Genomic DNA, 22,710 nt, shown 5'->3' with positions numbered 1-22,710 from the left:
CTGGCACCAGCAGGGGGCACACCATGGGTAAGACACCAACCATCAAAGACCTCGAGAAGAGCGAGAGCGCGTTCCGTGACTACATCCACTCGCTCGAGGACCAGCTCTCGACGAAGGCGTCAGACGTGCAGAGCAAGGTCGACGCCGAGATCACCGCGTTCTACAAGGACAGCGGCTACACCGACGCGAAGAACATCACGTCGGGGCTGAACTACGACTTCATGCAAGAGCAGTCGTTCAGCATGGACAACCTCAAGGGGATCATCGACGCCATCTCCCAGGCGGTCTTCACTGGAGGAAAGCCGCCGGCCGGGGCAACTGTCGACAAGGACGGGGTGAGCACGGCAAAAGCCGAGCTCGGCCCGACGATCGGTGAGATGGCAAACCTCGAGCTCTACATCGCGGGGCAGGTGTTCAACGTCCTCAGCAGCATCATGCTCAGCTTCGGCACGTCGAGCGCGCTGACCTTCAAGACGAACATGCAGAACAAGCCGCTCGGGTACGGCATGCAGCTCTTCGCTGCTGTGAGCTCGGAAAGCTACCAGTCGACAAGTTTCTTCCACAACGAGTACATCTACGAGTACCTCTACATCTACTCGGTGAAGTTCTCCGTCCAGCAGGCGCAGTCTGAGGTCAAGCAGCAGCTCGTGCGCCTGTACTCGGACCAGATCACCGTCTTCAAGCAGCGCGAGCTGGACCTGCTCGACCAGCTGAGCGCGGGAAAGATCACACCCGAGGCTTACACGACCGCGAACGCCGTGTTCGACACCCTCATCGCCGCGGTCGAGAAGAAGATCGGCGACCTCAAGGCCGTCGCCCTCCAGGCCGCGCTGAACAGCGCGAAGGTGCGGTAGACGTCATGGACTTCATCGTCTCGGTCAAGAACGACACGGACTACGCCGCCACGCTCACGGCCGTCACGGTCAACGGGGCGCAGTGGCTCTACACCCAGGAGCTCACCGCGGGCCAGTCCATCGCGAATCACGCGCGCGTGGTCGGCATGCTCGACACCGGTTTGCCGTTCGACGGCACGATCGTCGTCCACTATGCGGACGTGGCGCCCGGCCCTGACGGCGCCGACGTGACGATCAGGTTCTCCGGACAGGATCTCGACGGACTACCGCTCATCGGCTACGGCCTCGACGCCGACGCCTTCCCGAACGCCGACGTCCACCTCGTAGACGACAAGGGATCGAAGTTCCTCCTCGTCACTATCGCGAACTAGTCGCTCGGTCGCCGGGCGGTGACGGTGCCTGCAGGCTCCGTCACCGCCCGGCGTCGTCGTTCGGACGGAATCCGATGGTGCTCTGCGCGATCGCTCGAGGAGACACAACACCCACGAGCCGAGCACGAGCCTGTCCGGCTCAGCCGGTCCGCACGGCACAATGGACGCCGTGATCACAGTCAGCACGGACGGTTCTTGCCTGCGCAACCCCGGAGGGGCGAGCGGCTGGGCGTGGGTGAACCACGACGGTTCGTTCGCGTCGGGCGGCATCGCGTCGGGCACCAACCAGGTGGCCGAGCTGCAGGCCGTGCTCGAGGCGATCCGTGCCCACCCGGGGGCCGACGAGCTGCGCATCGAGTCCGACTCCCAGTATGCGATCAAGTGCGCGTCCGTGTGGGTCACGGGCTGGAAGCGCAAGGGCTGGCGCACCGCGAGCGGCGGCCCGGTCAAGAACCTCGACCTCGTCCAAGGGATCGAGCAGGCGATGGCCGACCGCGCAGGCAAGGTCGTCTTCCACTGGGTCCGCGGCCACCAGGGCGACCACTTCAACGAGCGCGCCGACGTCCTCGCGGGGTCGGCCGCGCGTGCGGCCCAGCGCGGCGAGGTCGTCGTGACGCGGTCCGACGGCGCTGACGAGACGGTCCCAGCACCCCGGCCCGTGGCGGCAGCAGCCTCTGCGGCGCCCGCCCGCGCCCTCGACGCCGACCTCCTCTTCTGATGGACGACGGGGCCGTCTAGAGGCCCGTCTGGCTGACGCCGAACTCAGCCTGCTCGGCCGTGAATCCCTCGAACAAGAGCTGGTCGACCAAGCCTGCGCGAGAGAACGAGCTGTACTCGAGGTAGCTCTTCGCCTTCGCAGCAGCCTGGGTGTTCCAGTCAACCTCCACACGGTCGACACCCCAGTTCGCGTCCTCCGTGGGGAAACCCTCGAACTCGAGCTGGGCAATCAGTCCCGTTCGGGAGAAGGCCGTGAAACGCAAGTATTCACCGGCCTTGCTGAGGGCATTCTGCTGCGATACCGTCCCGCTCGCGGCTTCTTCGGCTGCTCGCGCCGCTTCGGCGTCAGCCGCAGCTCGCTGCTCCTCGGCGACTCGATCGGCCTCCGCCTTCTCAGCTGCTACACGTTCAGCCTCAGCCTCAGCAGCGATCTCCTCCGCAGTCGGCTCGTCTACCTCGACGATCACGTCCTCCACCACTGCCGGGGTCGTCTCGGTGACCGTGGTGGGTTCTGCGACCGGCTCGTCTTCGTCGGTACCGCCACCGAGGTTTGCAGCGACGCCGATCGCCAAGAGGGCGGTCGGAATGGCGTAGCGCTTCTTCTTGTACCAAGACCGAGCAGCGACCTCCTTCGCGGGTTCTTGAGGCGAGATCGGAGCGTCTGGGCTGGTCATCGTGCTGTCCTTCCGAGATGAGCTGGCATCGTGCGACATGAATCACATCGGCTGCCGGTCGTGCGATGTGAGGCATCGAGGACGTGTCGCCCAAAAACGACTGAACCACTGTGGAGGTGCACGAACCCCCACCTCAGGGCACACTCTGACCGGCGCACCTCCTGCACGCCGCACACCTCCACGGAATCGAGCACGCACCATGTCTGAACCGGCCACCGCCCCGAACCGTGTCGCGGCCGTCGTGTACAACCCCGTCAAGGTCGACCTCGACGCGCTCCGGGAGATCGTCGCCCGCGAGGAGCAGGCAGCGGGCTGGGACACGTCCGTGTGGTTCGAGACGAGCGTCGACGACCCCGGGCAGGGGGCCACGCGGGACGCGCTCGACGCCGGTGCGGACATGATCCTCGCGGCCGGCGGCGACGGGACCGTGCGGGCCGTCGCCGAGGCGATCGGCGACAGCCAGACCCCGCTCGCGCTCCTGCCGTCCGGGACGGGCAACCTCCTCGCACGCAACCTCGAGCTCACGCTCGAGGACCTCGACCGCTCCGTGCACGACGCGTTCACCGGGACGGACCGTCGGGTCGACGTCGCGACGATCGAGATCACCCGTCCCGACTCGACAGTCGCACGCCACTCCTACGTCGTCATGGCAGGTGTCGGTCTCGACGCCTCGATGCTCCAGAACACCGACGACGACCTCAAGAAGAAGGTCGGCTGGCTCGCCTACGTCGGCGCCGCCGTCACGTCCCTCAAGGGCCGCAACCACGTCAGGCTCCAGATGTCCGTCGACGGCGCCGAGCCCGAGTCCGTCAAGGCGCACACCGTCATCGTCGGCAACTGCGGCTCGCTCCAGGCCAACGTCCGCCTCCTGCCCGATGCGGCGCTCGACGACGGCCTCCTCGACGTCGTCGTCATGCGCCCAGAGAACCTCGTCGGGTGGATCCAGGTCCTCACGAAGATCGTCTGGGAGAACGGCGTCCTCAGCCGGACCCCGTTCGGCCGCAGGTTCCGGACCAAGGACGTGCGCGCCCTCGAGTACGTCCGCGGATCCACGATCACGGTCGAGCTGAGCGAGCCGGAACAGATCGAGCTCGACGGCGACGGCTTCGGCGAGGCGACCGCGTTCACGACATGGGTCGACCACGAGCACCTCGTCGTGCGCGTGCCCATGGCCGGGCCGTCAGGACGCTAGCGGCCGCGCTCCACCCGGCACAGACGATCCCGGGCTCGGCTCGGCAGGCTCAGGACACCTTGCCCTGGAGCAGCTGACGGAAGTAGATGTGCGGCTCGAGGTAGCGGTCGAACGCCCACGTGCTCAGGCGAGGACGAACGAGGTCGGGGAACGGCACGGACGGCTGGTTGCGCCCAGCACGGTCGAACTCGGCGAGCAGCAGGCGGCGACGGGAGACGGCCACCGGAGCGATCGAGTAGCCGTCATAGCGCTTCATGGGGGCGCCCGTGCGGCGTGCCGAGATGTTGCTCGCGACGACCGGGACCTGGCGGCGCAGTGCACCTCCGGACGGCAGCGCGTCGACCTCGGCGACGTCCCCCAGGCCCCAGACGTTCGGGTGCTCGACGTGCTGGAGCGTCTGCGGGTCGACGCTGAGAAAGCCGCCGTCGGCGGTGCACGCGAGCCCGCTCTCGGCGATCCACGCCGGCGCGCGGTGAGGTGGCGCGAGGTACAGCGCGTCGTACGTCACCGTGGTCGGCGCGACCGCTGCAGCCGTCCCGTCGCGCCGTGCCCGGACCTCGAGCGTCCGCGCGGCGGCGTCGACCGAGGCCACCGTCGCTCCGAACCGGACGCGGACGCCCTGCTCGGCAGCAGCGTCGCGCAGCCTGCGGTCGGCGCGTGCATGGTCCACGAGACGATCACCCTCGACGAGGAGGTCGATCTCGATCTGCTCGCGGACCCCTTCGCGCCGCCAGTGCTCGGCCGCCAGGAACAGCGGCTTGAGAGCGACCGGCGCGCACGGCACGTGCTGGCCTCCGACGACGAACACGGCTCGGCCTGAGGTGAGGGAGGAGAGCATGCTCCAGGTGTCGACCGCCGAGTCGGGCAGGTAGCTCGTCGCGGCGTGCGGCGTCCGGACGGCGGCCTCGGAACCAGGGATCGCGTCCCAGTCGACCTGCGAGCCGGGGCACAGCACGAGGTCGGTGTACCCGATCGACTCGCCACCAGCCAGCCGCACGACAGAGCGCTCGGGGTCCACCGCGACGACCGTGCCCGCGTGCCAGCGGACCCCTCTGGGCGTGACGCGCTCCTGCGGACGTCGGAGCTGGTCGAGCGTCGCCTCGCCTCCTGCGACGTAGGAGAGCATCGGTCGGTAGTGGTGGACGCGCTCGGGCTCGATGACGACGACGTCCTTCGCCCCGTCCCGGACGAGCCGTCCCGCGAGCGAGAGGCCTGCGTTGCCGCCCCCGACGATGACGACGTCGTGCTGTCTGCGGGGAACCATCGCGGCGCTCAAGCGACCGCCTGCGACCGCGGTCCGAGCCGCATCCCGTCGAGCGCGCGGGGGCCGCACGCGACGGTCTCGTGGTCGGTGACGGGGAAGGATGCCCAGACGTGCTTGGCGGTGCCGCGCGAGTACCAGCCGACCTGCGACGCGAGACGTTGAGCGAGCCTGAGACCGAACCCGCCTTCTCCGAGAGGGCGCCCGCCTGAGACGACCGGCGGTGTCGCCGGGTCGTGGTCGACGACGTCGAGGAGCAGCTCGTGGTCACGTGCGAAGAGCCGGACGGTACGCGGCGCCGTGGCGTGGCGCAAGGCGTTGGTCGCGAGCTCGCTGGCGACGAGGACGATCCGAGCAGGCGTCTCGGTGAGGTCCTCGGCGGGCATCTCGGCCTCACCGGTGATCACCTCGTGCAGCGACGATCGAAGTCCTGCGAGCGCGTGCACAGAGTCGAGCTCCCACCGTTGCACCAGACGGAAACCGTCTGGTGGCGTCCTCGTTTGCAAAAGTGTCATGACATCCCTCTCGTCGCCGAGCGTCGTTCGTGCTGCTGAGCACCCTTTCTCCGGGGCGTTCGCGCCGTCCGAGCAGTCGCGGCTCACACCCTGTTCTAACAGCAGACGGGCGGGTGCGCGCGGTGGGGTGGTCGCGTCGCAGGCCACGGCGCCGCGCCCTGAGCACCGCCTCGGGCACCGACGTGGTGGCTAGTCCCGGCCGTACCGGACGATGCCGTCGCGGACCTCGTCGGGTGTTGCGCCGGACGCGACGAGGAGCATGAGGAGCATCCGCGCCTTGGGAGCGGAGAGACCACCACCTGGGACGGTGCCGACGCGTGCGAGGTCGATCTCGCCTCCGGGGTACCCGTACGTCTGGGTCAGCGCAGGCCCGGAACCGACCCTGCTGCACATCACCACGGGGATCCGGGCGACCGTCGCGGCGACGTTCTCGACCGCGCTGGCGGCGACGTGGCCGCCTCCGGCGCCGGCGATCACGACGCCGTCGTACCCGGCGTCGGCGAGGCCGGGCAGGAGCGCGAGGTCGTCGCCCAGGCCTGCGACGACGACCGCGACCCGTGGCGCCTCGCCGGTCGGAACGGGCAGCGCAGGGCGAGGGCGGGGGACGCCCCCGAGGTGGACGACCCCTTCGACGACGGCGCCGACCGGGCCGAAGGGCTCGGAGGAGAAGCCATCGACCCGGAAGGTGCTGCGCTTGGTCACCCAGCGGGCGGCGTGGGTCCGGTCGGCGATCTGGACGAGGACGCCCGCGCCGCGGGCGTCCGGCGACGCGGCGACGAGCGCGGCGGCCACGAGGTTGGCGGCGCCGTCGGCCCCGGGCGTGGTCCGGTCCCGCATCGCACCCGTGACGACGACGGGCACGCGGGCTGCCGCGCCGAGGACGTCGAGGACGAACGCCGTCTCCTCGATGGTGTCCGTCCCCTGAGAGACGACCACCCCGTCGACGTCGTCGCCGAAGCCGGCGATGGCGGCGTGCAGCGCGAGCAGGTCAGCCATGGTCAGGGAGGGCGACGGGACCATGCGCAGCTCGAGCGGCACCAGCTCGACGCCCGGCACCCAGTGCTGGATCTCCTGCTGGAAGAGCCCTGCGCCGCTGCGGGGGACGACGCCGGCCGGCCCGTCGGACAGGCCCTCAGACGAGCCGCGACCGGTCGTCTCGGGGCCGGGGCCTGCGGGCTCGGAGCTGATGGTTCCGCCGAGCGTGATGAGCCGGACGCGCCGGAGAGGAGGAGACGAGAGCATCCCTCCATTCAACCCTGTGCGCCTGCACAGGACGTCATGACGTAGCACGACGCCGCCGCTCGCCGCGTCCCGGCCACGATCTCGGCACGGTTCGGGGTGGTGCCGGAAGACGGCGCCTGCCTCCTACCCTTGGGGTGTGATCGAGACGCACGTGGTTCCCGAGGTCCGACCGTCGTCTCGTCGCTGGGACGTGCTGCTAGCGGTGGCGCTCGTCGGGCTGGCGTTCGTCCCCGGCGTGGCACGCCAAGGGGTCGACCTCGCGGAGCTTCCTGACCGGCTGATGGATGCGACCGGCTGGGTGCTCGTGGTGGCGCAGGGCGCACCCGTCGCGGCCCTTCGCCGGTGGCCTGCGTGGTCTCTCGCCGTCGTCGGGACCGCGTTCGGCGCCTATCAGCTCATGGGATACCCGACCACGTTCGCAGCGCTCGGCCTGCTGGTCGCCCTCGTCGGCGCAGGGGCGCTCCTCGAGGAGCGACGACAGGTCGTGGGCACGATCGCACTCGCGGGGTACGTGCTCCTCGCCGTCGGTCTGGAGGCCGTCGGCTCGCCGTCGACGGTGCTCGACTACCTCGTGTTCGGGCTGCTCCTCGTCCTGCTGTGGTGGGCCGGCACCTGGTCGCGGGTACGTGCGGAGGCTCAGGCTCGCCACACCGCGCTGGCTGCGCGCGAGGCGCTCGCAGCCGAGCGCGCTCGCATCGCGCGGGAGCTGCACGACGTCGTCACGCACCACGTCACCGCGATGGTGGTACAGGCTGACGCAGCGCAGTACGGGACCACGGACGCGGGACGCACCAGCACCGTCCTGGCGACGATCGGCGAGACCGGCCGGGCTGCGCTCACCGACCTGCGAGACCTGCTCGGCGCGCTCGACGGTGCCGCAGAGCCGACGAGGGAGCCTGTCGTCCTCGAGATCGCCGACCTGGTCGAGCGAGCACGCTCGGCAGGTCAGGCCGTGGACCTCGTCCGTGAAGGCCAGATGCGCCCGCTGGCCGGCGCGGCAGGCCTGGCAGCGAGCCGTGTGGTCCAGGAAAGTCTGACGAACGCGATGAAGCACGCCCACGGCGCCACGACCGTGGTGCGGGTCCGGTACGACGAAGGCGAGGTCGATGTCCGCGTGACGAACGACGGGTACGGCGAGGTCGGGGTGGGGCGGGGCGCAGGACGTGGTCTCGAGGGGCTGCGCGAACGTGTCGCCCTCGTCGGCGGCGAGCTCGACGCGGGACCGGAGGGCGACGGGTTCGTCGTGCACGCGCGGGTGCCGGCGTGAGCGGCGGCACGGCTGCCCGCCCGATCCGGGTGGTGGTCTGCGACGACCAAGACCTGGTGCGCACCGGCTTCGCGACGATCATCGGCGCGCAAGACGACCTCGTCGTCGTGGGCGAGGCTGCCGACGGCGAGGCGGCGACGCGCCTGGTGCGCAGCGAGCGCCCGGACGTGGTCGTGATGGACGTCCGGATGCCCGTCCTCGACGGCATCGAGGCCACCCGGCGCATCGCGGGGCCGGGGGTGGACGACCCGACGAAGGTGCTCATCGTGACCACCTTCACCCTGGACTCGCTCGTCTTCGACGCGCTCCGGGCCGGTGCCAGCGGGTTCTTGCTCAAGGACGCCCGGCCGGCCGAGCTGCTGACCGCGATCCGGACGGTCGCCGCAGGCGAGTCGTTGCTCGCCCCCGCGGTGACCCGCACGCTCATCGGCCGCCACGCTGAGCACCTGCGCCCCGCCGACCGTGACACCGGGGTGCTCGACGCGCTCACGGCTCGAGAGCGCGAGGTGTTCGTCCTCGTCGCAGACGGCCTGTCGAACGCGGAGATCGCGCAGGCGATGGTCATCAGCCACGAGACCGTCAAGACGTACGTCTCTCGCATCCTCCTGAAGCTCTCCCTGCGCGATCGCGTCCAGGCTGTCGTGCTCGCCCACCGGCTCGGGCTCGCCAACCCGGCCTGAGGGGCTCCTCCTCCGAGCGGGTATCCCCCGAGAGAGCTACCCGAAGTGTCCCCTGGGGCGTGATGATCCAGGTCAGCGATCTCCGTAGCGTGATTCTCGACGGACAGACCGGACGAGGAGAACAGATCATGACGCACACGAAGAATCGTGACGAAGCCGCATCCCAGCCCCAGACGACGACCCGAGGGTGGGTGAAGGTCACCGCCATGGTGGTGGGGTTCACGGTGGTGATGGCGGTGTCGAGCTCCATCGCCTCCGCGATGAGCCACCCGGTCGCCTCGCTCGTGGTCGGCCCCGTCCTTGCCGCGCTCGTGCTCGTGCTCTACTCCGTGGCCGTCCGGCGCACAGAGCACCGACCGGTGACCGAGCTCGCCCTCCCCGGCGCTGCGTCTGCGGTGCGCCGCGGCGCAGCGGGCGGGTTCGCGCTGGCCACGATCACGATCACCGTGCTGGCACTGTTCGGTGGTTACCGGATCACCGGCTGGGGTTCGCTCAGCGGCGCACTGACCGTCGTCGGCCTGATGTGCGCTGTCGCCGTCGCCGAGGAGGTGCTGTTCCGCGGAGTCGTGTTCCGGCTGCTACAGCAGCGTTGGGGCACGTGGCTCGCGCTCGGTGCGTCCGCGCTCCTGTTCGGGTTCGTCCACCTGGTCAACCCTGGCGCGACGCTCTGGGGTGCGGTCGCGATCGCGATCGAAGCGGGCCTCATGCTCGGTGCGGCCTACGTCGCGACGGGCTCGCTGTGGTTGCCGATCGGCCTGCACCTCGGATGGAACATCACCTCTGTCGCGGTCTTCGGGACGATCGCGTCCGGCAGCGACGCCCGCGAGTCCCTCGCGACCGCCATCACCCCCGGCCCGGTCTGGCTCACCGGCGGCACCTTCGGTCCGGAAGCGAGCATCGTCGCCGTGCTGGTCTGCTCGGTCGCGACCGTGCTCCTCGTGCGGCTCGCCCAGCGCCGCGGGCGGATCGTCCCGATGCGTCGCGGCTGAACCTCGGCCGGGCCCCTCGGGGCTGTTCGTGGACAATTGCCACACACCCGATCGTGCTCTAGATTTGGGTAGCCAACCCTAACTATCCCGAACCGTCGGGGTGGTGGGGCGCGCTCCCTCGTGCTCGACGAGCCCGGTGCGCCGCTCGTCCTGAGAACATGCATCAACGAGACCACTGCACGACCGAAAGGGAACCATGCCTCGCGCATCCATGCTCACCGCACTCTCTGCGGCAGCCGTCCTCGCCCTCGGCCTCACGGCCTGCTCGCCCGACGCGCCCGACGAGGCGACCGAGTCCGCGACGACGAGCGACTTCACGCCCATCGTCATCGAGCACGCGCTCGGGACCACCGTCATCGAGTCGAAGCCCGAGCGCGTCGCGACGGTCAACTGGGCCAACCACGAGGTGCCCCTCGCGCTCGGGATCGTTCCCGTCGGCATGGCTGCCGCAAACTTCGGCGACGACGACAGCGACGGGCTCCTCCCCTGGGTCGAGGAAAAGCTCGAAGAGCTCGACGCCGAGACGCCCGTCCTCTTCGACGAGACCGACGGCATCGACTTCGAGGCCGTCGCGGACACCGATCCGGACGTCATCCTCGCGGCCTACTCCGGGCTCACGCAGGAGGACTACGACACCTTGAGCGAGATCGCACCGGTCGTCGCGTACCCCGAGACCGCGTGGGGCACGTCGTGGCGCGACACGATCACGCTCAACAGCGAGGCGATGGGCATGGCCGACGAAGGAGAGGCGCTCGTCGCCGAGCTCGAGACCGAGATCGCCGACACCCTCGCCTACTACCCCCAGCTCGAGGGCAGGTCGGCGATGTTCCTCACCCACGTGGACACCACGGACCTCAGCCAGGTGAGCTTCTACACCGCACACGACACGCGTGCCATGTTCTTCGAGGACATCGGTCTCACGACGCCCGACAGCATCGCGACGGCCTCGGCCGAGACCGACACGTTCTCGCTCACCCAGAGCGCCGAGCAGGCTGACGCGTTCAGCGACGTCGACATCATCGTCACCTACGGCGGCGACGAGCTCGTGACCGCGCTCGAAGAGGACCCGCTCCTGTCCCAGATGCCCGCCGTCGCGAACGGCGCGATCGTCAACCTGCCCTCGAGCAACCCGCTCGGCACCGCCGCGAACCCGACGCCACTGTCCATCTCGTGGGTGCTCGACGACTACCTCGCGCTCATCGCCGCAGCAGCCGACGCCTCTGACGCGAGCTCCTGACGGACGAGCGTCGTCCAGGTCTCGTGACCGCCGCCGCTCCACCACGTGCTCCGGGCGTCGCTGTCGTGCGGCGTGCCGGGCGCGCACGCGCCCTGTGGCTCCTCGTGGTCGTCGTCGTGCTCGGTGCGCTCATGGTCGTGTCGGTGATGACCGGTTCTCGCGAGGTCGCGTGGTCGGACGTCGTCGCGGCGTTCGGCGGCTCGACGGACGGGTTCGAGCAGGCCGCCGTCGCCAAGCGGATCCCTCGCACGGTCCTGGCGGTCGTCGTCGGCGCCGCGCTCGGGGTCTCCGGCGCGCTCATGCAGGGCGTGACCCGCAACCCGCTCGCCGACCCGGGCATCCTCGGCGTGAACATGGGGGCGTCGCTCGCGGTCGTCGTCGGCATCGCGTTCTTCGGCCTCACGGCGGCGTCGAGCTTTCTCTGGGTCGCGATCGTCGGAGCGGGCGTGACCGCGACGGCCGTCTACACGATCGGTTCACTCGGCCGGGGCGGACCGACGCCGCTCAAGCTCGCTCTCGCGGGTGCGGCGAGCTCGGCCGCCCTCGCGTCGTTCATCAGCGCGATCATGCTCCCGCGGGGCGACGTCTCCGGCAGCATCCGGTCGTGGCAGATCGGCGGTGTCGGCGGCGGGACCTTCGAGAGCATCCGGCTCGCCCTGCCGTTCCTCGCGGTCGGGTTCCTCGTCGCTATGCTCTCTGCCCGGAGCCTCGACTCGCTCGCGCTCGGGGACGAGCTCGCGGCGGGCCTCGGTGAGCGCGTCGCCGTGGCGCGCGCGTCTGCCGCGCTGGCCGCCGTCGTCCTGTGCGGCGCGGCCACCGCCGTGACCGGTCCGATCGGCTTCGTCGGCCTCGTCGTCCCTCATGCGTGCCGCCTCCTGGTGGGTGTCGACCACCGCTGGCTGCTGCCGTTCTCTGCCGTCGTCGGAGCCGCCCTGCTCACGGGGGCCGACGTCCTCGGCCGCATCGTCGCGCGCCCGGCCGAGATCGACGTCGGGATCGTCACCGCCCTCGTCGGCGCGCCCTTCTTCATCTACATCGTCCGCCGGCAGAAGGTGCGTGCCCTGTGAGGACACCGAGCGCGCCGAGCCCCCTGAGCACCGTCGACGCGATCGTCCGCAGCCGAGCGCGGCGCGGGCTGCGTCGCCGCGTGGTCGTCACGGTCCTCGCCGTCCTCGTGGTCGTGGTGTTCGCCCTGAGCCTCATGGTCGGGCAGACGTTCTACCCGCCGGGCGACGTCGTGCGCGTCGTCCTCGGTCAGGACGTGGCCGGGGCGTCGTTCACGGTCGGGCGCCTGCGGCTGCCGCGGGCGGTGCTCGCGGTCCTCGCGGGCCTGTGCTTCGGTCTCGGCGGCGTGACCTTCCAGACGATGCTGCGCAACCCGCTCGCCAGCCCGGACATCATCGGCATCACCTCTGGCGCGAGCGCGGCCGCCGCGTTCGCGATCGTGTCGCTCTCGCTCGGTGCTCGGCAGGTGTCGGCCTTCGCGATCGTCGCCGGTCTCGCGGTCGCGCTCGTCGTCTACGCGCTGTCGTTCAAGGGCGGGGTCGCAGGGACCCGGCTCATCCTCATCGGTATCGGCATCGCAGCGATGCTCGACAGTCTGACGAGCTACGTGCTCTCGCGCGCCGCGCAGTGGGACCTCCAGGAGGCGATGCGGTGGCTCACCGGCAGCCTCAACGGCTCGAGCTGGGGCGAGACGGTCCCGGTCCTCGTGGCAGTCCTCGTCCTCGCTCCGATCCTCCTGAGCCAGTCGCGGAACCTCTCGGTCACGCAGCTCGGCGACGACGCGGCGTCTGCCCTCGGTGTCCGCGTGGAGCGGACCCGGCTGGTCGTCATCGTCACGGCGGTCGGGCTCATCGCCTTCGCGACGGCGGCGACCGGGCCGATCGCGTTCGTCGCGTTCCTCTCGGGGCCGATCGCGTCGCGGCTCGTGCCGCCGGGGCGCTCGCTCCTCGTGCCTGCTGCGCTCGTCGGTGTGCTCCTCGTGCTCGTCGCCGACCTCTGCGGCCAGTACGCGTTCGGCGCCCGGTACCCGGTCGGCGTGGTCACCGGTGTCCTCGGGGCTCCGTACCTCGTCTTCCTCATCGTCCGCACCAACCGTGCAGGAGCATCGCTGTGACCACGTCCCACACCCTCGTCGTCGAGGACCTCACGCTCGGCTACGGCGACCGCAGCGTCGTCGAGCACCTCGATCTCACCGTGCCGCCGGGCCAGGTGACCGCGATCGTGGGTGCGAACGCGTGCGGCAAGTCGACCCTCCTGCGCTCGATGTCGCGGCTGCTCGTGCCGCGCGCCGGGCACGTGGTCCTCGACGGCAAGGAGGTGCACCGGATGCCTGCGAAGCAGCTCGCGCGCACGCTCGGCTTGCTCCCCCAGTCACCGACCGCGCCCGAGGGCATCACGGTGGCCGACCTCGTCGGCCGCGGGCGCCACCCGCACCAGGGGATGTTCTCGCGGTGGAGCCATGCGGACGACGAGGCCGTCGCAGCAGCCCTCGACGCGACCGAGACGGCGGGCCTCGCGGACCGTCCTGTCGACGAGCTCTCCGGAGGGCAGCGCCAGCGCGTGTGGATCGCCATGGCTCTCGCCCAGCAGACAGACCTGCTCCTGCTCGACGAGCCGACGACCTTTCTCGACGTGAGCCACCAGATCGAGGTGCTCGACCTGCTCACCGACCTCAACCGCTCCCGCGGCACGACGATCGTCATGGTGCTCCACGACCTCAACCTCGCTGCCCGCTATGCGGACCACCTCGTCGCGCTGGCGGACGGCGGGGTGCACAGCGCCGGGCCGCCGTCGGCCGTCCTCACGCACGACATGGTGCGGTCGGTGTTCGGTCTCGAGAGCCGCGTCGTCGTCGACCCCACGTCGGGCAAGCCCCTCATGCTCCCGATCGGCAGGCACCACGTGACGGAGCACGACGCGGTGGGGCTCGAGCTCGCCGGCGAGCTCTCTGCGGCCGCGCAGCACTAGTCAAGTCGATACCCCTGGGGGTATGTTGAACTCATGCACCACGACGACCGTCGCGGCGCACCAGATGTTCGACACACCGAGGAGAACCGCCATGTGCTACCCCGTCAACTGCCCCCGCTGCGGCAAGGTCACCTGGGACGGGTGCGGCATGCACGTCGACTCCGTCATGGCGTCCGTGCCGCCCGAGCAGAAGTGCGCCTGCCGCTGAGCGTCGGGCTCGACGCACCTCCGTCGAGTCACGACCGGCTCAGCCGGTGGCGCAGCCGCTGGCCCACCCGCAGGCTCGTCGCCGCGGTCCTGCTCGCAGTCCCGCTGGGATGGGTCCTCGCCGACGCGGGCGGCGGATGGTCACCGACCACGTTCCCCGCCTGGACGGCTCTCGTGGTCGTCGCCGCGCTCGTCGGTGCCGCCACGCTCTCCACGTACGTCCCGGCCCGAGGCGCCCCCTGGCGCCTCGACCTCGGGTGCGCACCGTGCTCCGCGGTCTCGGGCCTCACGGTGCTCGCCGCCGCCTGGCTCCTGGCCCTCGGCCCGCACCAGGCCTCGATGGCTCTCGTCGCCGTCATCGTCGCGACCGCAGGCCTCCTGCAGCGCCTGACGCCCGACAGCACCACCTGCGCCACCGGCCCACGCTGACGTCGCTCACCACCACCCGACAGGAGAGACCATGACCACCACCAACCTCACCGAGTCCACCTTCCTCGACACCGTCCAGAAGAACGACATCGTCCTGGTCGACTTCTGGGCCGCCTGGTGCGGACCGTGCCGCGCCTTCGCGCCCGTGTTCGAGAAGGCCTCCGGACAGCACACCGACATCGTGTTCGCCAAGGTCGACACCGAGGCCGAGCAGGTGCTGGCCGCCCAGGCCGACATCAGCTCCATCCCGACGCTCATGGCCTTCCGCGAGGGCGTCCTCGTCTTCTCCCAGCCGGGCGCGCTCCCGGCCGCTGGCCTGGAGCAGGTCATCACCGCCGTGCGCGAGCTCGACATGGACGACGTGCGCACACGTATCGCCGAGCAGAAGGCCCAGCCCACCCGCTGACCGCCCGCTCTGCACCCCACCCGCCCGACGCACGAAGGAAGGCACCATGACCTACGCCATCAGCACCACCCTCGACCAGCCCTTCGACACCACCGTCGCGGCAGTCCGCGTCGCGCTCGGCGAGCAGGGTTTCGGCGTCCTCACAGAGATCGACCTCGCCGCGACGCTGAAGAAGAAGCTCGACGTCGACGTCGCACCGCACGTCATCCTCGGCGCGTGCAACCCACCTCTCGCGCACCGCGCGCTCCAGGCCGAAGAGTCTGTCGGGCTGCTCCTGCCGTGCAACGTCGTGGTCCGCGCCCTCAGCGACACCCAGACGGTGGTCGAGGCGCTGGACCCGCTCACCATGGTCCAGATCACCGGCAACCCCGCCCTGAGCGCCGTCTCCGACGACGCAGCAGGCAGGCTCCGTGCGGCCCTGGACTCGTTGAGCACCCCATGAGCCCCGACGCGGCGCGGGTGGCGCTCGACCGCGCCGAGATGACCCCGGTGATCAACCGCCTCAAGCGCGCCCAGGGCCAGCTTGCCGGCGTGGTCCGCATGCTCGAGGAGAGCAGGGACTGCGAAGACGTCGTCATCCAGCTCTCCGCCGCGTCCAAGGCGCTGGACCGCGCAGGGATCGCCATCATCTCGTCGGGGCTCAAGCAGTGCCTCGTCGCGTCCCACGGCGAAGACACGCTCGACGTCCAGCGGCTCCAGAAGCTGTTCCTGTCGCTGGCCTGAGGGCTCAAGAAAATTTCATCGACCCGTGATATTTGAATGATCAACCGCAAGCCCTAGACTGGTCTCATGACCGACGTCGGAGAAACCTCGAGCCCAGCAGCCGCTCAACGGTGGCTGGACGCTGAGGAGACAGACGCCTGGCTCCAGTTCTCCGAGATCGTCATCCGCATGACGTCGGCGCTCGACACGCAGCTGCAGAACGACGCCGACCTCAGCTTTTACGAGTACATGGTCCTCGCCATGCTCTCCGAGCAGTCAGAGCGCACCCTCGGCATGGGCAGCCTCGCTCGCCTCACGAGCGGTTCCCTCTCCCGACTCTCCCACGTGGTCAAACGACTCGAGCGGGAAGGCTACGTCGTCCGCGAGGCGAGCCCGCACGACCGCCGCCACACGAACGCGGTCCTCACCGACGCGGGGATGGCGAAGATCATCGAGAGCGCGCCCGGGCACGTGGAGCACGTCCGCCACCTCGTCTTCGACGCGCTCACGCGCGAGCAGGTCTCCGCGCTCAGCGAGATCTCGGCCACCATCAAGTCGCGGATCGACCCGACCGGTCGGTCCAACCTCTCGGACGCGTCGCCACGCCCCTGGCGCGATCTGGCCGACCGGACCTGACCAGCCAGACCTCACGGTCTAGGTGCTGCGGACCAGGCCTGCGCCGAGCAGCGCCTCGGTCACGGCCTCGACGTCTGCGGTGCTCGCCGACGTGACCATCGAGAAGGTCGCGAACAGGTCCTCGCCCTCACCGCTGACGAAGACGTATCCCCCGACCACGGGCAAGAACTGCTGGATGTAGACCTCGTCGCCGTCCGCGACGTCGTCCCTGCGAGCGCCACCAGCCAGGGCTGCGACCGCTTCGGCCACGGCGTCTTGCGTGAGGCCCGGCGCACCGGCGAAGCCGCGGTGGCTCTGCCGTCCGGCCGTCTCGAACGTCGGCGGCTGCGGCAGCGCGGGCGTGAGCGTCCCGGACGTCAGGAGCCATCCGAGGACCGTGCGCAGGTCGTTGGGAAAGGCATAGATGCCGCTCTCCTCGCGGGGCAGCACGAGGATCCGGTCGGTGTCGGGATGGACGAACACCTCGTCGCCGCCGAGCGTGTCCGCGACGATGACGGCGGTCACGAGGTCGTCGCGCGTCGCGACAGACGACCCGTCGTCCCAGAAGAAGCACTCCTGGACCCGGTCCTGGACCGACTCGTACTCGGCGAGCACGCGTGCCGGCGGGTACACGCGGACGTAGCCGGAGCACACCCCGTCGCCGAGCTCCGTGACGAACTCCTTGTACCCCGCCGGGGTACGTCCACCCAGCAGGTCGTCGAGCGCCTCGACCGCCGACTCCTCGACCGCCGACGCCAGCTGGTCCACCCGGTACACGTCCTCGAACATGCGCTCGACGCTAGCAAGCGGCCCCGGCCTCCGCAGCATCACCGGGTGCGCTCGGCAGGACCGGTGATGCTGCGTGGTTGCTCCGGAGGAGCGTCAGCTCTTGAAGGCGTCCTTGATGTTCTCGCCTGCCTGCTTGAGCGACGCCGAGGTCTGGTCGCCCTTGCCCTCGGCCTCGAGCCGCTCGTCACCGGTGGCGGAGCCCGTGGCCTCCTTGGCCTTGCCGCCGACGTTCTCGGCACTGTTCTTCAGCTTGTCGTCGAGTCCCATGAGTCCTCCTGTGAGTCCGGCAGTTGTGCGAACGACGGTACGTCCGAGTGCAGCGCTCTGCATCTCGATCGCGGGCGAGCAGGTCGTGCGCCGGCGATCAGGTCACGGCGCAGACCGGCCCTGAGGCACGCTGATCGCTAGGCTGGATCGATGTCCCGTCCCGTGGGTACCGAGCGCGTCCGGATCGAGCCGTGGTCGGCTGCCGACGAGGAGCTGCTCGTGCTCGCCAACGCCCCGGCGATGATGCTCCATCTCGGCGGCCCGGAGACGCCGGCGAAGCTCGAGCGCAGGCACGCGAGATATCTCGACGGCTGGCGAACAGGCGCCGCCCACGTGTTCCGCGTCGTCGTCGACCGCTCTCCCGTCGACCGCCGTCCCGATGGCCGCTCTCCCGACGACCGCGGTCCTGGGGAGGACGGTGCCGACCTGCCACCAGCACGTTCGGCCGGGATCGTGGCGTGCTGGCGCACCACCTGGCACGACGAACCTGTGTTCGAGGCCGGCTGGAGCGTCCTGCCGGGGTACCAGGGACGCGGCATCGCGACGGCCGCGACGGTCGCGGCGATCCGGGCGACCGCGCGGCACCGGTCTCAGCCGGACGACCGGCTGCGACGCTTCCTCCATGCCTTCCCCAAGATCGAGAACGCCGGCTCGAACGGCGTCTGCCGCAGTGCGGGCCTCACGTGGGCCGGAGCGTGCGAGGTGGAGTACCCGGTCGGCACCCCGATCCGCTGCAACGACTGGTTCGTCGACCTCGATGCCGTCGCTCGCGCCGCCGCGAGCGACCTCGCGCTGCACCCGCCAGGGCAGCAAGGCACCATGGAGTCATGACCGACGAGGGAACGACCGCGCCCACAGCCTCCACCCCGCAGGACGACCAGCTCACCTACGACGTCGTCGTCGTCGGCGCAGGGGCAGTCGGTGAGAACGTCGCAGACCGTGCCGGCCGGACCGGGCTGAGCGTGGTCGTCGTCGAGCAGGAGCTCGTCGGTGGCGAGTGCTCGTACTGGGCGTGCATGCCGTCGAAGGCGATGCTGCGGCCCGGTGCTGTCCTCGCGGCGGCCCGCGCCGTGCCGGGCGCGGCGGAGGCGGTGAGCGGCACGATCGACACAACGGCGCTGCTCGCCCGGCGCTCCGCGTTCACGTCCCACTGGGACGACGCGAGCCAGGTCAGCTGGCTCGACGGCGCCGGGATCGCGCTCGTCCGCGGCGCTGCGCGCCTCACCGGCCCCCGCGTCCTCGAGGTCACGAGCGACGACGGCAGCGTCGTCACGCTCACCGCGCGCCACGCCGTGGTCCTCGCGACGGGCAGCGAACCCGTGATCCCCGACATCGACGGTCTCGTCCGCAGCGCTCCGTGGACCAGCCGCGAGGCAACGTCCGTCGAGGACGTCCCGGCGAGCCTCGCGGTCCTCGGCGGCGGGGTCGTCGGCGTCGAGATGGCCACGGCGTTCGCGGACCTCGGTACGCACGTCACCCTCATCGTCCGCGGCGACCGCGTCCTCAACGGCTTCGAGCCGTTCGTCAGCGAGGCCGTGGTCGGCTCCTTGCGCGAGATCGGCGTCGACGTCCGTCTCGAGACCCAGGTCGTCGAGGCGCACCGCGAGGACGGCGGCGTGCACCTGCGGCTGTCGACCGGGTCCGTGCTCGTCGCCGAGCAGGTGCTCGTCGCAACGGGACGACGCCCCGCGACGGCGGACCTCGGGCTCGAGACCGTCGGCCTCACAGCCGGATCGACGATCACCGTGGACGACTCTCTCGCGGTCAAGGGCGTGGCCGACGGCTGGCTCTTCGCCGCAGGAGACGTCACCGGACGGGTCGCCACGACCCACCAGGGCAAGTACCAGGCGCGCGTCGTCGGCGACGTCATCGCAGCGCGCTTCGGCACGGCCGACGCACCCGAGCCTGCCGACGGACCCCAGGTCCCGGGCAGCGAGCGACCGGCCGCAGCCGCGGAGTCTGCCGCCGGCGCATGGAGCCGCTACCGGGCGACCGCCGACCACGCGGCGGTGCCGCAGGTCGTCTTCAGCCGCCCCGAGGCCGCGAGCGTCGGCCTCACCGAGTCCGCCGCGCACGACGCCGGGCTCACCGTACGGACCGTCGAGTACGCCCTCGGGTCGGTCGCCGGAGCAGCGGTGAGCGCCGACGGCTACGAGGGCACCGCGCAGATCGTCATCGACACCGAGCGCGGCGTCATCGTCGGTGCCACGTTCGTCGGCCCCGAGATCGCCGAGATGCTCCACGCGGCGACGATCGCCGTCGTGGGCGAGGTGCCGATCGAGCGACTGTGGCACGCGGTGCCCGCCTACCCGACCATGAGCGAGGTCTGGCTGCGCCTCCTCGAGACGGCCGGCCTGTGACTGCGCAGGGGCGCCGTGCACAGCCGGGGCAAAGGGCCCCGGAGTATGCTGACGGCGACGCTCGCACCGACCATCCCAACGAATCGAGGGCTCGATGAGTGAGAACGTTTCCCTCACACCACCAGGGACGACGCTCGTCCTCAAGGCCCCAGAGCCGGTCGCCGTCGTGGAGCCCGAGCAGGCCGGCGGCATGGTCCCGGTCGACCCGGCGCGCACGAAGGAGCTCTCCGCCACGGCGCTGGCCTACGCAGACGAGCTCTCCACGCTGACCCCCAACAGCCCAGAGCTGCAGGCGAAGGTCACGGAGATCACCAACCTCGGCCGCGACGAGATCGCCCTCGCAGCCAGCTCGTCGAACCGCATGCTCGAGCGGCCCGCGTCGGCCCTCGCGGCGGCGAAGGGCAGCGGCGACGGCGCGGACGCGCAGGCGCGCGTGGCCAAGACGCTCACCGACCTCCGCTTCCAGGTCGAGGACCTCACGCCGAACCGCAGCGACCTCACCGGCGTCCGCAAGATCCTCGGCTTCATCCCCGGGGGCAACAAGATCGCGCGGTACTTCGACAAGTACAAGTCCGCGCAGGTGCAGCTCGACGCGATCACGCGCTCGCTCGCCGCCGGTCAGGACGAGCTCCGCAAGGACAACGCGAGCATCGAGCAAGAGAAGGTCAACCTCTGGACCACCATGGGGACCTTGTCGGAGTACACGATCCTGCTCGACGGGCTCGACCGCGCCGTCGAGGCGAAGATCTCCGCCCTCGACGTGTCCAACCCGGCACAGGCGAACGCGATGCGGTCCGACGTCCTCTTCGCGGTGCGTCAGCGACGCGAGGACATCCTCACGCAGCTCGCCGTCTCCGCGCAGGGCTACCTCGCGATGGACATGGTGCGAGCCAACAACGTCGAGCTCATCAAGGGTGTCGACCGGGCACGCACCACCACCCTCTCGGCCCTGCGGACCGCTGTCATCGTCGCGCAGGCGCTGACGAACCAGCGCCTCGTCCTCGACCAGATCACCGCCCTCAACCGGACGACGAGCGACCTCATCGCGTCGAACGCCGAGATGCTCAAGACGCAGTCGGCGGAGATCCACCAGCAGGCCGCGTCGTCGGGCATCGAGATCGAGAAGCTCGAGAAGGCGTTCGCCGACGTGTTCGCCACCATGGACGCGATCGACACGTTCCGTGCCGAGGCCGCGTCGTCGATGTCGGTGACGATCTCCGCGCTCGAGGGGCAGATCGACCGTGCGCAGCCGTACCTCGCTCGCGCGCAGTCCAGGAACGAGATCACCCCCTGAGGCTCTGATGATCAGCTCGTGGTTCGGTCGAGGCAAGGACGAGCCAGCCGACGAGGCTGCGCCGGTCCATACTGACCCGGTCGCGCCCGAGCGCGCCTTCCGTGACGAGATGCACGACGCGGTCCGGGCGATCGAGAGGTCCACGAAGCAGGAGGGGCGTTCCCTCCCGGTGGAGGCCTCGATCCAGCTCTTCACCATGGTCGACTCTCTCGACGAGCTGCTGCGTCACACGCTCGTGGCCCCCGCGAACGTCGACGAGCAGATCGCGATCGAGTTCATGGTGAAGGACTACATCCCCTCGACGATCACCGCCTATCTCGCGTCGATGGCCGACGACGCGACGAAGGACTCGCTCCTCATCAACCAGCTGGCCCTGTTGTACCATCGGGTGCATTCGATGATGGAGGCCGTTTACGCGCATGACAGTGCTCAGCTCGAGATCAACGGCCGGTTCTTGCGCGAGAAGTTCGGATAGGTCGATCTAGATGCCGTCCACCATCCTGGTACGGGGTGCGAACACCTCCGTCTCCAAGGCTCTCCCGTCCGTCTCGAACATCACCGTCGGCTTCTCGTGGGACGTCGTCCACAGCAACGGTCCCGCGACCGAGATCGTCGCGTGCGCGATCGTCTGCGGCCAGGACGGCCGAGCGGTCTCCGACGAGCACGTCGTCTTCTTCAACCAGATGCTCGACCCGGACGAGGGCGTCCTCTATGACGAGAGCGGCGACCTCCCTGGTGGGGACACCGAGCAGATCGAGGTGAGCGTCGGCCAGATCCCCTCGAACGTCGCGCGCATCGCGTTCGTCCTCTACGTGAACCCGGACCTGCGCCGCCCGGGCACCTTCGACAGCATGCGCGACGCCGTGGTCCGGGTGCTCGACCGCAGCGGCGACGAGTTCATCCGGTACCCGGTCGACACGCACGACAAAGACCTCGGCGCGACGAGCGCGATGCTCGCCGCCGAGCTCTACCGCCGCGGCGACGAGTGGAAGTTCCGGGCCGTGGGCCAGGGGTACGTGGGAGGCGTCAGCGACGTCGCACGGGACTTCGGGTTCTCGCTCTGATGAGCGGTGCGACCGTCCCGTTCCTGCGCCGCCGCCCGCCGCACAAGCCGACGCCGTCTGCTGAGGTGTCGTCGGCACCAGCGCTCGCCCTGCACCAGCCGGAGCCAGGACCGGAGAGCACGCTCCGCACCCTGCCGCGGGTCCGCGGTGCGGGTCGCCTCGAGCCGCACGCGCCGATGGTGGTGCTCGACCGCCGGCAGTCGTCGATCGGTTCGCTGCGCGTCCTCGTCGACCCCGCCCCCGACTGGGCTGGCGTCCTGTGGGAGCTGGCCGACGGCCGGTCCGGTCCGTTGGACGACGTCCCGCTCGACGACGGCCGTCGTCCGTACGTCTCTCGTGGGTCGGCCGGGACTGCCACCTCCTACGACGTGGGGCTGCGCCACCTGCGCGCCTTCCGGCGGATCATCATCGGTGTGCCGTCGACGTCCGTGATCTCGATCGAGCTCGTCGGCGGGACGAGGATCGTGTGCGCCCCGGGCACCACCGCCCTCGCGCTCTACCAGCACGACGGCGAGCTCTACCTCCGCGCAGACAGCGAGCCGTACCCCTCCCAGGGGCATTTGCGCGCGGAGTACGGCATGTAGCTGTTGTGGGTCATGACGTTG

The 22,710-nt window shown here is 70.2% G+C and carries 29 protein-coding genes; 23 read left to right on the top strand and 6 right to left on the bottom strand.

The window, feature by feature from the left end:
- Positions 1-23: 23 nt before the first annotated feature.
- The 3 genes from ATL42_RS13605 to ATL42_RS13595 all read left to right on the top strand — a co-directional run bounded on the left by ATL42_RS13605 (position 24) and on the right by ATL42_RS13595 (position 1,943).
- Positions 24-854, top strand: coding sequence for a hypothetical protein (locus tag ATL42_RS13605; protein ID WP_098455813.1), 831 nt, complete (start codon positions 24-26; stop codon positions 852-854).
- A 5-nt stretch (positions 855-859) separates the two neighbouring features.
- Positions 860-1,225 carry a hypothetical protein gene (locus ATL42_RS13600; RefSeq protein ID WP_098455812.1) on the top strand — a complete coding sequence of 122 codons (366 nt, stop codon included), beginning with the start codon at positions 860-862 and terminating at the stop codon, positions 1,223-1,225.
- Positions 1,226-1,385: 160 nt separating this feature from the next.
- On the top strand, positions 1,386-1,943 hold the full coding sequence (locus tag ATL42_RS13595) for a ribonuclease H family protein (RefSeq protein ID WP_245862570.1): 558 nt from the start codon (positions 1,386-1,388) through the stop codon (positions 1,941-1,943).
- Between the two features lie 16 nt (positions 1,944-1,959).
- Here ATL42_RS13595 and ATL42_RS13590 read toward each other — a convergent pair whose 3' ends face one another.
- Positions 1,960-2,616, bottom strand: coding sequence for an Ltp family lipoprotein (locus ATL42_RS13590; RefSeq protein WP_245862567.1), 657 nt, complete (start codon positions 2,614-2,616; stop codon positions 1,960-1,962).
- Between the two features lie 199 nt (positions 2,617-2,815).
- Here ATL42_RS13590 and ATL42_RS13585 point away from each other — a divergent pair, with 199 nt between their 5' ends.
- Positions 2,816-3,808 (top strand): diacylglycerol/lipid kinase family protein, encoded by a 993-nt coding sequence (locus ATL42_RS13585; RefSeq protein ID WP_098455810.1) that lies wholly within the window; start codon positions 2,816-2,818, stop codon positions 3,806-3,808.
- 49 nt (positions 3,809-3,857) lie between these two features.
- On the opposite strand, the gene ATL42_RS13580 is transcribed toward ATL42_RS13585, so the two are convergent.
- The 3 genes from ATL42_RS13580 to ATL42_RS13570 all read right to left on the bottom strand — a co-directional run bounded on the left by ATL42_RS13580 (position 3,858) and on the right by ATL42_RS13570 (position 6,826).
- Entirely contained in the window at positions 3,858-5,072 is a 1,215-nt protein-coding gene (locus ATL42_RS13580) for an NAD(P)/FAD-dependent oxidoreductase (protein ID WP_098455809.1), read from the bottom strand.
- A gap of 8 nt (positions 5,073-5,080) precedes the next feature.
- Complete coding sequence (locus tag ATL42_RS13575) at positions 5,081-5,539, bottom strand: ATP-binding protein (RefSeq protein ID WP_211281830.1); 459 nt, start codon at positions 5,537-5,539, stop codon at positions 5,081-5,083.
- A 234-nt stretch (positions 5,540-5,773) separates the two neighbouring features.
- Positions 5,774-6,826 carry an asparaginase gene (locus tag ATL42_RS13570; RefSeq protein WP_098455808.1) on the bottom strand — a complete coding sequence of 351 codons (1,053 nt, stop codon included), beginning with the start codon at positions 6,824-6,826 and terminating at the stop codon, positions 5,774-5,776.
- 136 nt (positions 6,827-6,962) lie between these two features.
- Between ATL42_RS13570 and ATL42_RS13565 the strand changes: the two genes are divergently transcribed.
- The 13 genes from ATL42_RS13565 to ATL42_RS13505 all read left to right on the top strand — a co-directional run bounded on the left by ATL42_RS13565 (position 6,963) and on the right by ATL42_RS13505 (position 16,352).
- On the top strand, positions 6,963-8,093 hold the full coding sequence (locus tag ATL42_RS13565; RefSeq protein WP_211281829.1) for a sensor histidine kinase: 1,131 nt from the start codon (positions 6,963-6,965) through the stop codon (positions 8,091-8,093).
- Positions 8,090-8,773 (top strand): response regulator, encoded by a 684-nt coding sequence (locus ATL42_RS13560; RefSeq protein WP_098455807.1) that lies wholly within the window; start codon positions 8,090-8,092, stop codon positions 8,771-8,773. Before ATL42_RS13565 ends, ATL42_RS13560 begins: the two co-directional genes overlap by 4 nt.
- A 128-nt stretch (positions 8,774-8,901) precedes the next feature.
- Positions 8,902-9,762, top strand: coding sequence for a CPBP family intramembrane glutamic endopeptidase (locus ATL42_RS13555; protein WP_211281828.1), 861 nt, complete (start codon positions 8,902-8,904; stop codon positions 9,760-9,762).
- A gap of 196 nt (positions 9,763-9,958) precedes the next feature.
- Positions 9,959-10,999 (top strand): iron-siderophore ABC transporter substrate-binding protein, encoded by a 1,041-nt coding sequence (locus ATL42_RS13550; RefSeq protein ID WP_098455806.1) that lies wholly within the window; start codon positions 9,959-9,961, stop codon positions 10,997-10,999.
- Between the two features lie 23 nt (positions 11,000-11,022).
- Complete coding sequence (locus ATL42_RS13545) at positions 11,023-12,066, top strand: FecCD family ABC transporter permease (RefSeq protein WP_211281827.1); 1,044 nt, start codon at positions 11,023-11,025, stop codon at positions 12,064-12,066.
- Positions 12,063-13,118 carry a FecCD family ABC transporter permease gene (locus tag ATL42_RS13540; RefSeq protein WP_098455805.1) on the top strand — a complete coding sequence of 352 codons (1,056 nt, stop codon included), beginning with the start codon at positions 12,063-12,065 and terminating at the stop codon, positions 13,116-13,118. Before ATL42_RS13545 ends, ATL42_RS13540 begins: the two co-directional genes overlap by 4 nt.
- Positions 13,115-13,972: an ABC transporter ATP-binding protein gene (locus tag ATL42_RS13535; RefSeq protein WP_098455804.1), complete on the top strand. Its 858-nt coding sequence runs from the start codon at positions 13,115-13,117 to the stop codon at positions 13,970-13,972. The genes ATL42_RS13540 and ATL42_RS13535 overlap by 4 nt, the downstream gene beginning before the upstream one ends.
- Before the next feature lie 22 nt (positions 13,973-13,994).
- Positions 13,995-14,180, top strand: a complete 186-nt coding sequence (locus tag ATL42_RS13530; RefSeq protein ID WP_098455803.1) for a hypothetical protein — start codon at positions 13,995-13,997, stop codon at positions 14,178-14,180.
- A complete protein-coding gene (locus tag ATL42_RS13525; protein WP_098455802.1) occupies positions 14,165-14,608 on the top strand; it encodes a hypothetical protein in 444 nt (147 codons plus the stop codon). Before ATL42_RS13530 ends, ATL42_RS13525 begins: the two co-directional genes overlap by 16 nt.
- Before the next feature lie 31 nt (positions 14,609-14,639).
- A complete protein-coding gene (gene trxA, locus ATL42_RS13520) occupies positions 14,640-15,014 on the top strand; it encodes a thioredoxin (protein ID WP_098455801.1) in 375 nt (124 codons plus the stop codon).
- A gap of 46 nt (positions 15,015-15,060) precedes the next feature.
- Positions 15,061-15,456 carry a DUF302 domain-containing protein gene (locus ATL42_RS13515; RefSeq protein ID WP_098455800.1) on the top strand — a complete coding sequence of 132 codons (396 nt, stop codon included), beginning with the start codon at positions 15,061-15,063 and terminating at the stop codon, positions 15,454-15,456.
- A gap of 17 nt (positions 15,457-15,473) precedes the next feature.
- Positions 15,474-15,737: a metal-sensitive transcriptional regulator gene (locus ATL42_RS13510; protein ID WP_098456577.1), complete on the top strand. Its 264-nt coding sequence runs from the start codon at positions 15,474-15,476 to the stop codon at positions 15,735-15,737.
- Between the two features lie 66 nt (positions 15,738-15,803).
- The gene (locus ATL42_RS13505; RefSeq protein WP_098455799.1) at positions 15,804-16,352 is read left to right on the top strand and encodes a MarR family winged helix-turn-helix transcriptional regulator; all 549 of its coding nucleotides are present in this window, start codon (positions 15,804-15,806) and stop codon (positions 16,350-16,352) included.
- 18 nt (positions 16,353-16,370) lie between these two features.
- Here the strand turns inward: ATL42_RS13505 and ATL42_RS13500 are convergent, their stop codons facing one another.
- Positions 16,371-17,120 carry a hypothetical protein gene (locus ATL42_RS13500; protein WP_098455798.1) on the bottom strand — a complete coding sequence of 250 codons (750 nt, stop codon included), beginning with the start codon at positions 17,118-17,120 and terminating at the stop codon, positions 16,371-16,373.
- Positions 17,121-17,213: 93 nt separating this feature from the next.
- Positions 17,214-17,387, bottom strand: a complete 174-nt coding sequence (locus ATL42_RS13495; RefSeq protein WP_098455797.1) for a CsbD family protein — start codon at positions 17,385-17,387, stop codon at positions 17,214-17,216.
- A 150-nt stretch (positions 17,388-17,537) separates the two neighbouring features.
- Between ATL42_RS13495 and ATL42_RS13490 the strand changes: the two genes are divergently transcribed.
- From ATL42_RS13490 to ATL42_RS13465, 6 genes are all read left to right on the top strand, one after another.
- A complete protein-coding gene (locus tag ATL42_RS13490) occupies positions 17,538-18,218 on the top strand; it encodes a GNAT family N-acetyltransferase (RefSeq protein ID WP_098455796.1) in 681 nt (226 codons plus the stop codon).
- Positions 18,215-19,747 carry a dihydrolipoyl dehydrogenase family protein gene (locus tag ATL42_RS13485; RefSeq protein ID WP_098455795.1) on the top strand — a complete coding sequence of 511 codons (1,533 nt, stop codon included), beginning with the start codon at positions 18,215-18,217 and terminating at the stop codon, positions 19,745-19,747. Before ATL42_RS13490 ends, ATL42_RS13485 begins: the two co-directional genes overlap by 4 nt.
- 94 nt (positions 19,748-19,841) lie before the next feature.
- Entirely contained in the window at positions 19,842-21,041 is a 1,200-nt protein-coding gene (locus tag ATL42_RS13480) for a toxic anion resistance protein (RefSeq protein ID WP_098455794.1), read from the top strand.
- A gap of 7 nt (positions 21,042-21,048) precedes the next feature.
- Positions 21,049-21,516: a hypothetical protein gene (locus ATL42_RS13475; protein ID WP_098455793.1), complete on the top strand. Its 468-nt coding sequence runs from the start codon at positions 21,049-21,051 to the stop codon at positions 21,514-21,516.
- Positions 21,517-21,526: 10 nt separating this feature from the next.
- Positions 21,527-22,105 carry a TerD family protein gene (locus ATL42_RS13470; RefSeq protein ID WP_098455792.1) on the top strand — a complete coding sequence of 193 codons (579 nt, stop codon included), beginning with the start codon at positions 21,527-21,529 and terminating at the stop codon, positions 22,103-22,105.
- Complete coding sequence (locus ATL42_RS13465; protein ID WP_098455791.1) at positions 22,105-22,689, top strand: hypothetical protein; 585 nt, start codon at positions 22,105-22,107, stop codon at positions 22,687-22,689. The genes ATL42_RS13470 and ATL42_RS13465 overlap by 1 nt, the downstream gene beginning before the upstream one ends.
- The last annotated feature ends 21 nt before the right edge of the window (positions 22,690-22,710 follow it).

The organism is Sanguibacter antarcticus (assembly GCF_002564005.1).
Lineage (GTDB): Bacteria > Actinomycetota > Actinomycetes > Actinomycetales > Cellulomonadaceae > Sanguibacter > Sanguibacter antarcticus.
The sequence above is the reverse complement of the archived record's forward strand: the minus strand, read 5'-3'. Positions and strand labels throughout refer to the sequence as shown.